The organism is Phocaeicola coprocola (assembly GCF_041333015.1).
Lineage (GTDB): Bacteria > Bacteroidota > Bacteroidia > Bacteroidales > Bacteroidaceae > Phocaeicola > Phocaeicola coprocola.
Genome location: NZ_JBGKGM010000001.1, coordinates 2,105,763 through 2,121,388, shown reverse-complemented (window position 1 = coordinate 2,121,388; position 15,626 = coordinate 2,105,763). Strand labels below are relative to the sequence as shown.

Below are 15,626 nucleotides of genomic sequence, written 5' to 3'. Positions count from 1 at the left end.
GAAGGCGTGGCCCGCCATTGGAAGATGAAGCTGTTCTCGGTATTTCTTATAATTTGATGAGTTTCCCGATTCTGCAAGTGCGGCTTCATTCTTGTATTACAAAAATAATACTTTAATCTGAAAAAACAAAATATTAGTCAGTTATTTTATATGTAGCACACGGCTCTTTCATTTAAAACAACCTCTATAATCCTTGTTATTCTCCGAAAAACCATTATTTTTGCGCACAGCGATGCAGGAAGCACCGCTTCCGGTGTTTCTTTTTATCGTTCATATAAAATTATTTTTGTAGGCGGAAATCAAATGCGACAGAGGTCGTTTTTTGATTTCCGCCTTAATTTTCGCTATGCGAAAATAAGATTTATTTTGCTGATATGCAACATTTTGCATATCTAATATATAAAAAAGAAACATGCATTCTGCCGTCGTGGCAGCATAATGAAACATCTGAAAGAATTTGTGAAATCAGTGCCGGATTACCGCAGGACAGACAAGGGAAACTACAAATACAAGCTGGAAGATATTCTTCTCCTTGTAATACTCGGACGGCTGGGCAAGTGTATGACAAGACCGGATATAATCAGATTCGGCGAGCGTAATCTGAAACGCTTCCGCTCTTTAGGAATTTTGTTGGACGGTGTGCCTTCTGAACCTACGCTCTGCCGTATATTCAAACATATTGATGATGAAGCCATGTCTGAGCGGATGTCTGAATTTACCTCCACCTTCCATGATGAGCTTGTCGGTTGTGCCGGAGACATCCTCTGTATTGACGGCAAGGCAATGAGAGGGACGGTACTTGAAAACGGACGCACCCCCGACATCGTATCCGCCTATTCCCTTGAAGGAGGTTTCACCCTTGCCACGGACATGTGTGAAGAAAAAAGCAACGAGATAACTTCCGTACCCAAACTGTTGGACAAGGTGGATGTGTCAGGATGCATAGTTACGGCAGACGCCATGTCCTTCCAGAAAGCCATCATAGATAAAATCCGGGAAAAAGGCGGTGATTTCCTTATCGAGCTGAAGGCAAACCAGAGAACTCTGCGATATGGGGTTGAGGACAATGTCGAACTTGCAGAGCCTGTGGATGTATATTCGGAAGGCCCTTTTCTTGAACATGGCAGAATAGAGACCAGAGTATGCCGTATCTTTCGTGGAAATGACCTGATTACGGACAGGAAAAAGTGGAATGGAAATCTGACGGTTGTCGAAATACGGACTGCAACGGAGAGAAAATCTGATGGTCAGAAATCTTCCGAGAGGAGGTTCTATGTCTCCAGTTTTCACGGAAGTGCCAGGCGGCTGAGTACAATAGCCAGAATGCATTGGGCAATAGAAAGCATGCACTGGGACCTTGACCGCAACCTGAGGCAGGACTTCATCAGGCGGAATAGTGCAAGGTCCGCCAGAAACCTTGACACGATACAGAGGATAGTACTGGCAATACTTTCTATATGGAAAGGTAAAAGGAAAAAGCTCTCCGACAAGGCTAAGGGAACGGCCGAACTTATTAGAGAACTTTCTTTGGACTTTACCGCAATGATACATATGCTGGATCAAAAATGAGATAATTTGTAATTTCAGAGGATTCGTAACGTTTTGGGTATCAATCATAACAAAATCCCTACTTCCCATAAGAAGTGGGTGGGGGAATTATGTGCCTTTATCTAAGCTTAAATGAAAGAGCCGTGTATGTAGCAGGCACAGACATACTATTATTATCTACAGCAATCTACTCTTAATATTTTCGATAAAATCGAGTAGGAGGTAAACATTAATCATAGGTGTTTATCTCCTATTTTCATGTTCACCGACCTCTCACACCACCGTACGTGCCGTTCGGCATACGGCGGTTCCTATTTTGGGTACCATTCGAGATACGAGCCCATTAAGGTAGGATATCCTGCTTTTCGCAGGCTATCATTATTTATCGCCACTTTCAATATAGGACTGTCAGCGATACGCCAATAACCTTTGCGAGTGTTACCCCATTCACATGCCTTATATTTTTCTATACCGCATTTAATGAGGTTCCCCACCTTGGTCTTGGGTTTCTTCCAAGCTTTCCATATACACATACGTATTCTACGTCTTAACCACTCATCTGTGTCAAGAAGAAAGCGTTTCATATCGGCAAGGTGATAGTATCCAATCCACCCACGTATGTAATCTTTCAGCTTCTGTTTCCTCTTGACGTATCCCCATCCATTGCTACGATTAGTCAGCTCTTTGAGGCTCAATTTCATCTTTGCTTTGGATTTAGGGTGTACTGTAAGGCGATATTTGCCTTTCATTACATAAAAGGAATAACCGAGATACTTCACTCCTCGAACATACGATACTACAGTCTTTTCCTTGTTGACTTTAAGATATAGAGTTCCCTCTATAAATCGGGTTATGGACTCTTTGACTCTTCTTGCTGCCCTTTTGGACTTACAGAATATCATCGAGTCATCGGCATACCGCACAAAAGGAAGTCCTCTGCGTTCGAGTTCCTTGTCCAGCTCATTGAGCATAATATTACTTAACAATGGACTTAGTGGTCCTCCTTGGGGAGTTCCTTCCTCGCTCACTTCGAACAGACCTTTGTTCATTACACCGCTTCGGAGATATTTGTGTATCAGACTGACAACTCTGCCGTCTTTAATAGTACGGCTGAGAATTTCTATGAGTTTGCTATGGTTCACGGTATCGAAGAAGCGTTCAAGGTCAAGGTCTACAACGTACGTGTAGCCTGTATTGATTATCTCTTGGGCTCCTCTCACCGCGTCATGACAACCTCTTCTCGGACGGAAGCCATAACTTCTCCTGGAGAATTGTTTCTCATATATAGGACTCAGAACTTGGTTAATGGCTTGTTGCACCAAACGGTCTACCACAGTGGGGATTCCTAATAGACGCATCTTGCCATTGTCCTTGGGGATTTCTACCCTTTTGACGGGGTTCGGACGGTAAGAACCGTCCATCAAGGAACGGATGAGCGCATCTTTGTTGGCTAATAGCCATAAAAACAATTGTTCACATGACATATTGTCGATACCGCCACAGCCCTTGTTTCCAATCACTGCCTTATAGGATCGGTTTAGGTTCGCAGGACTCAGGATTTGCTCGAAAAGGTGTTCCTTGTCGAATGGTACTTCCACGATGTTGTCTTCACATATCCACATGAAAGTCTGCACTCCCTCATACCATTCGGTTTCCGACCTATCTCTTTGAGGGCAGTCATTAACTTCGGATAATGTTTTCTGCATTCGTTCTTTCATTAGGTATGTTTCAATTACTATCGTTTAATTATTAGGTTCAGTCCTTCGCAAACCTATCGGCTCGTTTGCTACTATGACTTCTGCTGACTTCTCACGGCAAGCTTTACTCCGCTGATTTCGATTTTTTTCTATTTTCATGCGTCCGTGAGACCTCCTCGGATAAGGGTATTAACTTTCAATCTTATGTCTGCTTCATCTACATTAACCGTTCCGAATAGCTATAGGGCTTTGGTTTGGGTAGCAACCTTACCCACGGTTTTTATGCCTTATATGAAGTTTCTGTTCGTCAGACCAGATGTTTGCCGCCAGCTTCTTTCAGATTCCACCTCACGATGGACACCCTTGCTATTGGCTGTATGATTCCCGCTATTAGGGCTCATTGGGGACTTGCACCCGTTAGCTAATACTCATGCCGAGCATACTATACAAAAAAGAGTACCACCTTTTGAGTGATACTCTTTTCTTATACGTTAATCGTTCCTATTTAAGCAGCTTTTGCTTTTGCAACAACAGCCTTGAATGCTTCAGGATGGTTTACAGCTAAATCAGCCAAAACCTTACGATTGATTTCAATACCTGCTTTGTGCAATGCACCCATCAATTTTGAATAAGACATACCTTCCAAACGTGCAGCAGCATTAATACGCTGAATCCACAATGCGCGGAAGTTACGTTTTTTATTCTTACGGTCACGGTATGCATAAGTCAGACCTTTTTCCCAAGTATTCTTAGCAACGGTCCAAACATTCTTTCTTGCACCAAAATAACCTCTGGTTAAACCTAAAATTTTCTTTCTTTTTGCTCTAGAAGCAACGTGATTTACTGATCTTGGCATAGTTTTAATTCTTTTTTGAATGATAGCGCCGATATTTTACAATCGAACTTAAAGCTAATACATTCGGTTGATAATTTAAAATGATACGTTTACGCTTTTTATACTAAGATTACTTCATGCAAAGAAGTTCCTTAACCTGAGCCAGGTTAGCACTATGTACCAATCCTGAGTGTACAAGGTTTCTTTTCTGTTTCTTAGTTTTCTTAGTCAAAATGTGACTGTGAAAAGCGTGCTTTCTCTTGATTTTACCTGTTCCGGTAAGAGCGAATCTTTTTTTAGAACCGGAGTTAGTTTTTACCTTTGGCATCTTATTAAATTTTAATTATTATTACTGAATGGCGGTAACGCACTATACCGGCGCATTACACGCTCTTTTTTCCTATTAAGTTAAGCTTCTTCTGGTTTTGGCGTAGCTGGTTTTACAACTTTTTTAGGAGCTGTAGCCTTTTTAGGTGATAAAGAAATAGTCATTCTCTTACCTTCCAAAAGCGGCATCTGTTCAACTTTAGCATATTCTTCCAAGTCATTAGCAAAACGTAAAAGTAACACTTCACCTTGTTCTTTAAATAAGATCGAACGTCCTTTAAAGAACACATAAGCCTTTACTTTATCACCATCTTGCAAAAAGCCAATAGCGTGCTTTAGCTTAAAGTTATAATCATGCTCATCAGTCTGAGGTCCGAAACGTATTTCCTTCACATTGACTTTTACCTGCTTCGCCTTTTGTTCCTTTGCACGTTTCTTTAACTGATAAAGGAATTTAGAATAATCTATAATTCTACAAACTGGAGGAACAGCGTTGGGTGAAATTTCAACTAAATCAGCATCATGTTCTTCAGCCAATTTCAAAGCCTGAGCTATTGGATATACAGCTGATTCGATATCATCTCCCACAATACGTACTTCTTTGGCACGAATCTGTTCATTGATTCGGTGTTGCCCTTTTAAAGTGTCATTCTTCATTAAAATTCTTTTCTTCCTTGTTTGCTTTTTAAAATTATAAATTATTTTGCCTAATTTCAGAAGCGAAGTAAATACTTTTCTTCCGAAACGGTTGCAAAGTTACCATTTATTTATCATATTATGAACTTCTTCTGCAACATTTTTTGCAAAATCTTCAATTTTCATGGTTCCTTTATCACCTTCTCCCTGTTTACGTACAGCTACTTCACCATTTTCAGCCTCTTTTTCACCAACAATCAGCATATACGGAATACGTTTCATTTCGTTATCACGGATCTTTCTACCGATTTTTTCGTTACGGTCATCCACAATAGCACGAATGTCGCTCTTCTTCAATTCTAAGCGAACTTGATTTGCATAATCATTGAATTTTTCAGAAATTGGTAAAATTGCTACCTGATCAGGAGTCAACCACAACGGGAACTTACCAGCTGTATGTTCAATCAGAACTGCGACAAAACGTTCCATTGAACCAAAAGGAGCACGATGGATCATCACCGGACGATGTTTCTGATTATCTGATCCCATATATTCCAACTGGAAGCGTTCTGGCAAATTGTAATCTACCTGAATAGTACCCAGCTGCCAACGACGTCCAATGGCATCCTTAACCATAAAGTCCAATTTCGGTCCATAAAAAGCAGCTTCGCCATATTCAACTTTAGCCTTTAAACCTTTTTCTTCGCAAGCTTCGACAATTGCCTGTTCTGCTTTTTCCCAGTTTTCATCACTACCAATATACTTCTCGCGATTAACTTTATCACGCAAAGAGATTTGCGCTTCGAAGTTTTCAAGTCCCATAGACTTGAATACAATAGATATAATATCCATAACTCGCAAGAATTCATCTTTTACCTGGTCAGGACGGCAGAAAATATGCGCATCATCCTGAGTAAAGCTACGAACACGAGTCAATCCATGAAGTTCTCCACTTTGTTCATAACGGCAAACTGTACCAAATTCTGCAATACGTAAAGGTAGATCGCGATATGAGCGAGGAGTATTCTTATAGATCATACAGTGATGAGGACAGTTCATTGGTTTCAAGAAGTATTCTTCACCTTCCTCTGGAGTATGAATAGGCTGGAATGCATCCTTTCCGTACTTAGCATAGTGTCCTGAAGTCACATAAAGCAATTTATTACCAATAGGCGGGCACATTACTTCCTGATAATCGTAACGAGCCTGGATACGACGCAAGAAGTCCTGCAAACGGATACGTAACGCTGTTCCCTTCGGCAACCACATAGGAAGACCTTTACCAACAGTATCAGAGAACATGAACAAATCCATTTCTTTACCGATCTTACGATGATCACGTTTCTTTGCTTCTTCCAGAAGTGCAAGATACTCATCAAGCATTTTCTTTTTTGGGAAAGTGATACCATAAATACGGGTCATCTGCTTACGGTCTTCCTGTCCTCTCCAGTAAGCACCTGCTACAGAGAGCAACTTGATAGCCTTAACAGGAGCAGTAGAAGGCAAATGCGGTCCTCTACAAAGATCTGTGAAAGCTCCCTGAGTATAAGTAGTAATATGTCCATCTTCAAGTTCTGAAATCAGCTCACACTTATAAGTTTCACCTCTTTCACCAAACATTTTCAAGGCATCTTCCTTAGATATGCTCTTACGAACCAGTTCTTCTTTCTTTGAAGCCAGCTCTGCCATCTTCTTTTCAATAGCAGGCAGGTCACCTTCTTTTATTACAGCCTCTCCCGGATCAACATCGTAATAGAACCCATTCTCAATAGCCGGGCCAATACCAAACTGAATTCCTGGATACAATTCTTGTAATGCTTCAGCCAGCAAATGGGCACTTGTATGCCAAAAAGCATGCTTACCTTGCTCATCTTCCCACTTATAAAGTACGAATTCAGCATCTTCGTTGATAGGTCTTGTCAAATCAATAGTTTCGCCATTTACAGCACAAGCCAAAACATCCTGCGCTAAACGCGAACTGATACTTTCTGCTATTTGCAGACCAGTTACTCCTTCGTTGTATTCACGAACAGAGCCGTCAGGAAAAGTTATTTTAATCATAATTTTTTGTATTGTTCTATTATTGAATCGCAAAATTAAACAAATAAATGAAGAATAAAGAATGAAGAATGAAGAATTTTAAGCTAGTAGCCGTAAAACCTCCATTCCTCATTCTCTACATTTTATTTATCTTTTGTCTCCGTCACCGAAGTAAAACGTTTTATCACACTATACGCCGAGAATATACCAAGTTCTCCAGCCTTACTCAAATCTTGTATTCCTTGACGATTATTACCCAAAAAGACATTCGTCAGTCCGCGGTTATAATACGCATCAGAAAAGCGAGAATCAAGCTCAATAGCCTTGTTATAATCTACTAATGCAGCATGATAATCCTTCATCACAGCCAAGATATTACCACGATTATAATAAGCATATGTAAAATCAGGAGCCAGACGAATCACTTCATCCAAATCACGACGAATAGCTGCATAATCTAAAACTCTAACTTGCTGTTGACTATTATTATCAACTTTCATCTCATACTCCGCTTCGGTATCACGCTTACGATACTCCAATTGCTTATAATGAATTAGTGCGCGCATGAAATAAGCAGGAAAGAAAGTTGAATCACATTCTATTGCTGCATCCAGATCACTTAATGCGTTATCAAAATCCTGCACCAAATAAAAATCTGTAGCACGAGCATAATAGTGCATCACATTATCCGGGTCTTTTACTATCTTTTCCGTCACCTCATCAATCGATGCAAAATGCAGTTTCACTTGCTCTTCGGTCAATGAAGTTTCGTTATTAATAATCAATAAACGTAATGGCAACACATGACGATTATTCAAATCATCGATGTATTTAGAATAGTTAATTTGTCGTTTTACCTCCTCACCTTTCTCGTAATATGTCAACGCAAACATCGGTTGTGGAAGAATCGTTACATTTCTATCCTGAACACGACCACGATAATCCGTCTTATATTTTGTTGTTTCATCCTCAGAATCAGCTACGATAATTTTACGATAGTTATTCATATTTTTATCCGACTTCTTACGGGTTTTATCATCCGCCGAAGCCGTTTGTTTCTGAGAAGTCTTACCATTCTGAGCATCAAGCTGAGCTTTTAATACCTTAAACTCATCTTCATCCGCGCCCCTCAAATCTCCGATCTTACGACGCGCCTGAGCACGATACTGATATCCAGTCAAGAAGTTAGGATATTCATCTATAACTGCAGTATAATCTTCCATAGCTCCAGAGTAGTCTCCTGTTTTATCACGCAACAAACCGCGATTAAATATTGCCATCATATTATCTGGCTCTACCTTTAAAACAAAATCAAAGTCCTCTATAGCACGATTATCATCACCAACCTGAGCACGTAATAAACCGCGATTATAATGCCCGATAAAATTATTACGGTCAATATCTAATGCAAAATCATAATCCTGCATAGCCCCCCTCAAATTATTTTGATAATAACGAGCCAATGCACGATTAATAAACAAACCTGCACTTCGAACAGATAAACGGATTGCCTCTGTTAAATCAGTTTCTGCATCAGCATATTTTTCGCGCTGCATAAACAACATCCCTCGCGAAGCCCATGTATCAGAATTATAACGATCCATTTCTATGGCTCTATCAGCATCAGTCATGGCCTGAAGGGTATCTTTTTGTTTCAACGAAACCTCTGTACGCATCAAATAGGCATCTGTATAGCGCGGAGCAATGCGAATCAACGTATCCAAGTCTGCTTTTGCCAAAGCATAATCCTCTTCACGCATCCGACATAAAGCCAAATTATGCCACAAACTAATATTCTCTGGATCCAGCTTCAATGCTTTTTCATAATCTTGTATAGCATCTTTAAACTTTTCCTGACGAATACGAGATATACCTCTTATCTGATATGCATTCGGCACAAAAGGATTACGCTTGATAGCTTCGGTACAATCATTTTCAGCACCCTGGTAATCATCCAAATTCATTTTCGCCAAACCTCGATAAAAATAAGGTTCAGCCAAATAAGGTTTAGCATTTATTACCTGATTAAAATACTGAATAGAAAGTACATAATCTTCAAAATACAGAGCGTTTCGTCCAATTGTCATTACCCTATCTGTATTGATCTGAGCATGTAGAGATAATGGCCAATATACACCTATTATATATAATATATATAGAAGCTTTCGAATCATTTTACAGTTTTCACCTTGTAGGCACACCGCGCCTTTCCTTTCAGCATATTATTAAGTTTACCCTTTATCATCTGTTTACGCAACGCAGACAAATGATCAATAAACATTGTACCATCCAAATGATCAAATTCATGCTGCATTACACGAGCCAGATAACCTTCAACCCACTCATCATGAGGATTCATATCTTCATCTAAATAAGTAACATGTATTTTATCAGGGCGCTTTACAGCTTCATGTATTCCAGGTAAGCTTAAACATCCCTCCTCCATAGAAACAAGTTCCTCTCCTGTTTCAAGGATATGTGGATTAATATATGCACGACGGAAATCTTTAAACTCCGGCATATCTTCAGACAAAACGTCCAAATTAATCACTACCACACGGATTGGCAAGCCTACCTGAGGAGCAGCAAGTCCAACACCATCTGCACGATCCATTGTTTCGAACATATTCTGAATCAGTTCTTTCAAATTAGGATAATCTGGAGTTATATCTTCAGCCTCTTGACGAAGAACCGGCTGACCATATACATAAATAGGTAAAATCATTTCTTTTTTATTTTTTAGTTTTTAAATTCTTCTTGACTCGAGATAAGATTGCAAAATAATAGTAGCACTTATTTCATCGACTAATGCCTTATTCTGTCGATCCTTTTTTTTCAGCCCACCAGCCAACATTGTTTGATGCGCTAAAACAGAAGTAAAACGTTCATCAACCAACTGTACCGGCATATCAGGCAGTATCTTTTTCAGGCGATTTATAAAAGGAACAATATTTTTCATGTTTTCAGAATCCTCATTATTCAATTGTTTCGGATGCCCAATAATGATACACTCTACCTGCTCTTGCTTGATATAATTCAACAAGAAATCCATTAACTGATGCGTGGGTACAGTTGTCAATCCGCTAGCGATAATCTGCAATGGATCTGAAACAGCTATTCCCGTACGCTTCCTTCCGTAATCTATTGCTAAAATTCTACTCATAGTTGCCGACAAAAATACAAAATTTGTCGAATACCGGACATACAGCCAGCAGCTTTTTATATTTTTTCACCACGAAAATAAAAGAGTAACATATATCGCAATAACTTTTGCCATACTTATTAATCAATATTCACCGAATATTTACGACCATATAAAACAAAAAAGAGGAAGATCATCATCCTCCTCTAAAATTAATTAATACACTAAGCACACATTATCTATCCAGAATTTATTACCTGGAGATCCGACAAATGCTCCTCCCAAACTAGAAGTAAACTGCAATATCAGATGTGTAGGAGTTTCATCAGAATCTGCCCAGCCATTTTCTTGTATAAGCACACTTTCGCCTTTACTATTTCGCGCATAATATCCTCCAACTCCCAACTTCATGAGTTCTGGATCATAGCTAGAATCATGGGTTATATCACCATACTTTATTTCATAAGTAGCCTTATCATTCCATCCTTCAGTACGGCTATAACGCACAACAGCTGTGCCCACACGTTTGGCAATAATATTTCCATTAGCATCTTCCGTACGCTTCTGAAGCAAACAAGTCATAATAGCGCAATCTTGTCCAGGAACAACGCTTTTACGACTAAAACCTGTCTGTTTTATACGATTTGCCTCACCAGACATCTGCACCTTATAATCATAACGTACTGCTTTAGGACGAGAAGTAAACTTTACACCAGAATTTAAAGCTTTTTCTCCATCTTTTGTTCCCGTAATAGGTTCTTTCATATCTCCTAAAAACATAGAACCTGAAGCCAATACAGTTATATTAACCAATCCTAATACTTTCACGCTTTCAATATGAGTTTCCAAACGAGCACAATACCCATTTCCCCGACGCTCCGGATAAACACTGGTATTTGTCTTTACAATACCCATAACTTTTGCCATAACATTAGAATTTGCCCAAGGAGATCCACCTTGATTTACGTATGCTTCATTCCCTTCTATTACTTTTGTAGGCCCTACCTCATATAATAATTTAGTATCACCTCCAATTACACCCGATTCATGTATCTTACGTGTAACCCACTGATCCATATTACCATATTTCAAAGGCACAACTTTTTCTTGTGCATACGCAATAAAAGGGAAAGCTATGAGAGCCATCACAGCTACTAGTTTCATTTTCATAATTACTACATTATTCATTTTTGCCGAACAAAGGTACAAAAAAAAGCGATAGCCTAAATGCTATCGCTTCGAATACGCTTTATAGAATAATATTTCTTACTTATCGGCCATATTAATTAACTCTATACAGCAACCATGCTCCCTGGAAATCTTTACGATTTGGGTATTTTGCTTTAAAAGCATCTCTAGCACGGGCAGCTTCGCTACGAGTATCAAAAGACTCTACTATAACACGATACATGTTATTTTGAGCATTATAAACAACCTTTGCATTATAACCCTCATTATCCATTTGAGCTTTCAAACCATCTGCGTTCGATTTAACACCGAAGCTACCGCAAACCACGCTATATGCTCGAAGTCCTTCACCTGATACCAATTCTACCTTTTCTTCACGTACTGGAGCTGAAGTTACAGGAGCTACAGGAGCAGTTTCTACCGGAGCAACAATTTCTGCAGGAGCTTCTGTAGTAGTGCTAGCAGCCGAAGCATCAGCTAACTCTTGCTGTTTAGCTTTTTCGTAAGCTTTCTTGTAAGCACTTTCACTTGATTTGCAGGAAGAGAATGCTAAAGCAACGCATAATCCCATTCCCAATACAACGATCTTTTTCATGTTGACTGAAATTTTATTTAAGTTTATTGTTCAATTTTCAGCATTTCAAAATTTACTTGCAAAAGTAGTAATATAAAAGCACCTGATAGTACTTATAATATTAAAATCTGTTAATATCCAAATAGGATTAGCAGCAATAAAAGTTTTTTCCGCACAAAAGAAATAATATCTCAAAGATTTACTTATATTTGTAAATGTAATAACAATAAAGACCATACTTATGAAAGCATTAAACGTAGTAGCTGCATTCTTAGGTGGACTAGCATTAGGAGCAGCAGCAGGTGTTTTATTCGCACCAGAAAAAGGTGAAGATACTCGTAGCAAAATTGCAGAACTTTTACGTAAAAAGGGAATCCGACTGAACCGTGAAGAAATGGATGATTTGGTAGACCAAATCGCATCAGAAGTAAAAGATGCAGAATAACCGAATTAATGAAAACCAAAGGCAGACTTTTACAGAAACGAATGAAAAAGTCTGCCTTTCTTCATCTAAAAACCAATGCCTATGTTTGCTAATGATAAAAGCATCGACAATCTAACTGAATTATTTAAAGAAGTAAAGAAATATCTAAAATTACAAGGAGAATATGTCAAGTTAGACTTAGTAGAAAAGCTAACTATTCTGTTATCTACTCTGACCCTTATATTTGTCCTTATTATATTAGGCACAATGGCAGCATTCTACCTTTCTTTTATGCTGGTATATGTATTAGCATCGGCTACAGGCAGTTTAGTTGCCGGATATGCTATTATAGGCGGAATACTCATATTACTTGCGTTTATAATTTACAGATTGCGCCAAAAATTAATATTTCAGCCAATGGTTAATTTTTTAGCAAGATTATTTTTAGATGACTCTTCCAACAACTCACTTTAAGTTTCAAACAATGAAAACAGAACAGCCTATTACATACAGTATTGAAAGTATCAGAGAACGTAGACTTGCCAAACAAGAAGAATTGAAACTTTCCAAAGACCGAATGCATAATCTGTCACAACAATTATTTGCCCCTCAGCAAGGTCAGAACAAAATAGACAGTTTAATGCAACAAATCAATATGGGTATTGCTGCATATGATGGTTTAATGACCGGTATCAAAATATTACGTAGAGTACGGGGATTCTTTGGAGGAAAGAATAAAAAATATTAAATCCTGTCTAGTAACAAAAATGCATGATAATGCGTATCCTGCTTCACAGGAGTAAGAGGCATATATCCTTCAGCGAGTTTACCATCGCATAAATGCAATTTATAAGTTGCCTTCATTTGACAAAATGCATCCCAAGCCTCTCCATCTTCAGAATAATATTTCACAATATACTTACCATGGCTTAAGCAATGCACATAACGATTGAATATCGTATGTGATACGACTCCCATATTCATACGCAAATTAATCTCTACACAAGGATGAAGTAAATATTTTCCATCTTCTAAACAGATCATCATATCTACTCCCAAAAATCCACAATAACCTTTATTCAACAGCGAGGCAAGACTTTCTTCCATAGTCCGGCAAACATTATTAAAAACCTCATCAGGTATATACTGCGACAGAATCTTTTTTATCTGTCCATCTGATAATAAAAAATTCCCCTTGTAGTTTCCATGTGCGTCAGTATCAAACAGAGAGTAGCCAACAAAACTAACACAACCATTTCCGTCCGCATAAAACTCCATTGCAAAATCACATACCTTATTATATAAAGGTTCTACCATAATTTCGCCCTGCACCCGCAATACACGCGACACCCATCCCTCAGCAGAGTCATTCCATTCCTTAGAAGGCACGTACATAATACCTCTTCCACTTCCTGACCACGGAGCTTTTAAGACACATCTTTCCAAAGAAGTAATATACTTTTTCACTTGGGTCATAGAATTACATGTCATTGCCTTACCACATAAACCATCCATGCGCGAAAAGCTCTCCAATATTTTCACACAACATTGCCGTCCAGAAAGTACTCTTATTTGCCCCATCTGCATATCCGACAAAAGAAAGCTATCATTTACCCCAGCCTTCCTTAAAGTATAAAGCAAAGAAGGACTCCAGCCCCATGGTTTATAAGGCATATTTTCCCATTCAGCACTCCATATTACATCAGGAAGAAAATCTGACGCCGGACACTGTTCTCTCCACAAAGACACACGTGACAAGGAGTCTACTTTTATCGTACTTCCTTCTGGTGCATACCATGCGGGAAGCACAGATAAATCATTCGCCATACGAATTATTTCAGAAGGAGCTTTATAATAAGGAGTAAAATTGGCTAAAGCCATATCATTTTCCGGGTTAAAGAGATAAATTTCGTTTCGCATAAAAACACTTTTTTTACAAGATACAAAGTTAACGTAAAAAAGAATATTTTGTCAACTCCAGTTTGCAAATTGATGAACTATTACTATATTTGCACCGAAGAAACAGAGATTCATGGAAGTATTTTACAGAACACATAATTATTTGGTCGAACATACCAATGCCCCTGTGCGACGCGACCTGATGGATGAAATAGATTGGAGTGCTCGCTTGATAGGTATCAAAGGTACACGAGGAGTAGGTAAAACAACATTCTTATTGCAATATGCAAAAGAAAAATTTGGTTTTGATCGCTCATGTTTGTTCGTAAACATGAATAACTTCTATTTCTCTCAATGCAGTCTGGTCGATTTTGCCGGCGAATTCGTTAAGCGAGGAGGTAAAGTGCTGCTTATCGACCAAGTATTCAAGTTGCCTCATTGGAGTCATGATTTGCGTACTTGTTATGAACGCTACCCTAATTTAAAAATTGTTTTTACGGGTTCTTCTGTAATGCGCCTGAAAGACGAAAATCCAGAGCTGAATGGAATTGTCCGTTCCTACAATCTACGCGGATTTTCATTCAGAGAGTTCTTAAATCTCCAAACAGGCAATCATTTTTCTTCTTATTCATTGGAAGAAATATTGAATAACCACGAACATATAGCTAAAACAATATTACCTCACACAAATCCGCTTAACTATTTTCAAGACTACATACATCATGGATTTTATCCTTTTTTTCTGGAAAAAAGAAACTTCTCAGAAAACTTATTAAAAACCATGAATATGATGATAGAAGTAGACATACTTCTTATCAAACAAATTGAACTAAAATATCTATCCAAAATAAAAAAATTATTATATTTGTTGGCAGTGGATGGTCCAGTTGCCCCTAATGTCAGTCAACTGGCTACCGACATACAAACCTCTCGTGCTACAGTAATGAACTATATCAAGTATCTTGCCGACGCACGACTCATAAATATGGTTTATCCCAAAGGTGAGGTCTTCCCCAAAAAGCCGGCTAAAATCATGATGCATAATACAAATCTGATGTACAGTATTTATCCGGTAAAAGTAGAAGAGCAAGATGTTCTGGAAACATTTTTCGTTAATTCACTATGGAAAGACCATAAAGTAAACAAAGGAGAAAAAGGAACATCTTTCATAGTAGACGAAAATTTAAACTTCCGCATTTGCAATGAAGGATATAAGTTCAAGAACAATCCTAATATCTATTATGCCATGCATAAATCAGAATTAGGACATGGAAACCAAATACCTTTATGGTTGTTCGGTTTTCTTTATTAACGTT

Annotated in this window: 16 protein-coding genes; 5 read left to right on the top strand and 11 right to left on the bottom strand. The window is 38.5% G+C overall.

What is annotated here, in order from left to right; translation table 11 throughout:
• Window positions 1–438: 438 nt before the first annotated feature.
• Entirely contained in the window at window positions 439–1,569 is a 1,131-nt protein-coding gene (locus tag ACDG22_RS08715; RefSeq protein WP_007565353.1) for an ISAs1 family transposase, read from the top strand.
• Window positions 1,570–1,859: 290 nt separating this feature from the next.
• On the opposite strand, the gene ltrA is transcribed toward ACDG22_RS08715, so the two are convergent.
• From ltrA to ACDG22_RS08665, 10 genes are all read right to left on the bottom strand, one after another.
• Entirely contained in the window at window positions 1,860–3,266 is a 1,407-nt protein-coding gene (gene ltrA, locus ACDG22_RS08710; RefSeq protein ID WP_007567634.1) for a group II intron reverse transcriptase/maturase, read from the bottom strand.
• Between the two features lie 484 nt (window positions 3,267–3,750).
• The gene (gene rplT, locus ACDG22_RS08705) at window positions 3,751–4,101 is read right to left on the bottom strand and encodes a 50S ribosomal protein L20 (protein ID WP_007564746.1); all 351 of its coding nucleotides are present in this window, start codon (window positions 4,099–4,101) and stop codon (window positions 3,751–3,753) included.
• A gap of 109 nt (window positions 4,102–4,210) precedes the next feature.
• Window positions 4,211–4,408: a 50S ribosomal protein L35 gene (rpmI, locus tag ACDG22_RS08700; protein ID WP_007564747.1), complete on the bottom strand. Its 198-nt coding sequence runs from the start codon at window positions 4,406–4,408 to the stop codon at window positions 4,211–4,213.
• Window positions 4,409–4,488: 80 nt separating this feature from the next.
• Window positions 4,489–5,064, bottom strand: coding sequence for a translation initiation factor IF-3 (gene infC / locus ACDG22_RS08695; protein WP_007564748.1), 576 nt, complete (start codon window positions 5,062–5,064; stop codon window positions 4,489–4,491).
• A gap of 99 nt (window positions 5,065–5,163) precedes the next feature.
• Entirely contained in the window at window positions 5,164–7,104 is a 1,941-nt protein-coding gene (gene thrS, locus ACDG22_RS08690) for a threonine--tRNA ligase (RefSeq protein WP_007564749.1), read from the bottom strand.
• A gap of 122 nt (window positions 7,105–7,226) precedes the next feature.
• On the bottom strand, window positions 7,227–9,257 hold the full coding sequence (locus tag ACDG22_RS08685) for a tetratricopeptide repeat protein (RefSeq protein ID WP_007564751.1): 2,031 nt from the start codon (window positions 9,255–9,257) through the stop codon (window positions 7,227–7,229).
• A complete protein-coding gene (gene def / locus ACDG22_RS08680) occupies window positions 9,254–9,808 on the bottom strand; it encodes a peptide deformylase (RefSeq protein WP_007564753.1) in 555 nt (184 codons plus the stop codon). Before def ends, ACDG22_RS08685 begins: the two co-directional genes overlap by 4 nt.
• Window positions 9,809–9,829: 21 nt before the next feature.
• Window positions 9,830–10,246, bottom strand: a complete 417-nt coding sequence (ruvX, locus tag ACDG22_RS08675) for a Holliday junction resolvase RuvX (protein WP_022125869.1) — start codon at window positions 10,244–10,246, stop codon at window positions 9,830–9,832.
• A gap of 195 nt (window positions 10,247–10,441) precedes the next feature.
• Window positions 10,442–11,389, bottom strand: a complete 948-nt coding sequence (locus ACDG22_RS08670) for a PCMD domain-containing protein (RefSeq protein WP_118483453.1) — start codon at window positions 11,387–11,389, stop codon at window positions 10,442–10,444.
• Window positions 11,390–11,507: 118 nt separating this feature from the next.
• Window positions 11,508–12,008, bottom strand: a complete 501-nt coding sequence (locus tag ACDG22_RS08665; protein WP_007564758.1) for an SPOR domain-containing protein — start codon at window positions 12,006–12,008, stop codon at window positions 11,508–11,510.
• A gap of 220 nt (window positions 12,009–12,228) precedes the next feature.
• Here ACDG22_RS08665 and ACDG22_RS08660 point away from each other — a divergent pair, with 220 nt between their 5' ends.
• From ACDG22_RS08660 to ACDG22_RS08650, 3 genes are all read left to right on the top strand, one after another.
• Complete coding sequence (locus tag ACDG22_RS08660) at window positions 12,229–12,432, top strand: YtxH domain-containing protein (protein WP_007564760.1); 204 nt, start codon at window positions 12,229–12,231, stop codon at window positions 12,430–12,432.
• Window positions 12,433–12,513: 81 nt separating this feature from the next.
• On the top strand, window positions 12,514–12,885 hold the full coding sequence (locus ACDG22_RS08655; protein WP_022125867.1) for a phage holin family protein: 372 nt from the start codon (window positions 12,514–12,516) through the stop codon (window positions 12,883–12,885).
• A 10-nt stretch (window positions 12,886–12,895) separates the two neighbouring features.
• Window positions 12,896–13,159 carry a hypothetical protein gene (locus ACDG22_RS08650; protein ID WP_022125866.1) on the top strand — a complete coding sequence of 88 codons (264 nt, stop codon included), beginning with the start codon at window positions 12,896–12,898 and terminating at the stop codon, window positions 13,157–13,159.
• On the opposite strand, the gene ACDG22_RS08645 is transcribed toward ACDG22_RS08650, so the two are convergent.
• The gene (locus ACDG22_RS08645) at window positions 13,156–14,331 is read right to left on the bottom strand and encodes a hypothetical protein (protein WP_270230365.1); all 1,176 of its coding nucleotides are present in this window, start codon (window positions 14,329–14,331) and stop codon (window positions 13,156–13,158) included. The genes ACDG22_RS08650 and ACDG22_RS08645 overlap by 4 nt on opposite strands.
• 112 nt (window positions 14,332–14,443) lie before the next feature.
• Here ACDG22_RS08645 and ACDG22_RS08640 point away from each other — a divergent pair, with 112 nt between their 5' ends.
• The gene (locus tag ACDG22_RS08640; protein WP_022125864.1) at window positions 14,444–15,622 is read left to right on the top strand and encodes an ATP-binding protein; all 1,179 of its coding nucleotides are present in this window, start codon (window positions 14,444–14,446) and stop codon (window positions 15,620–15,622) included.
• Window positions 15,623–15,626: the final 4 nt, after the last annotated feature.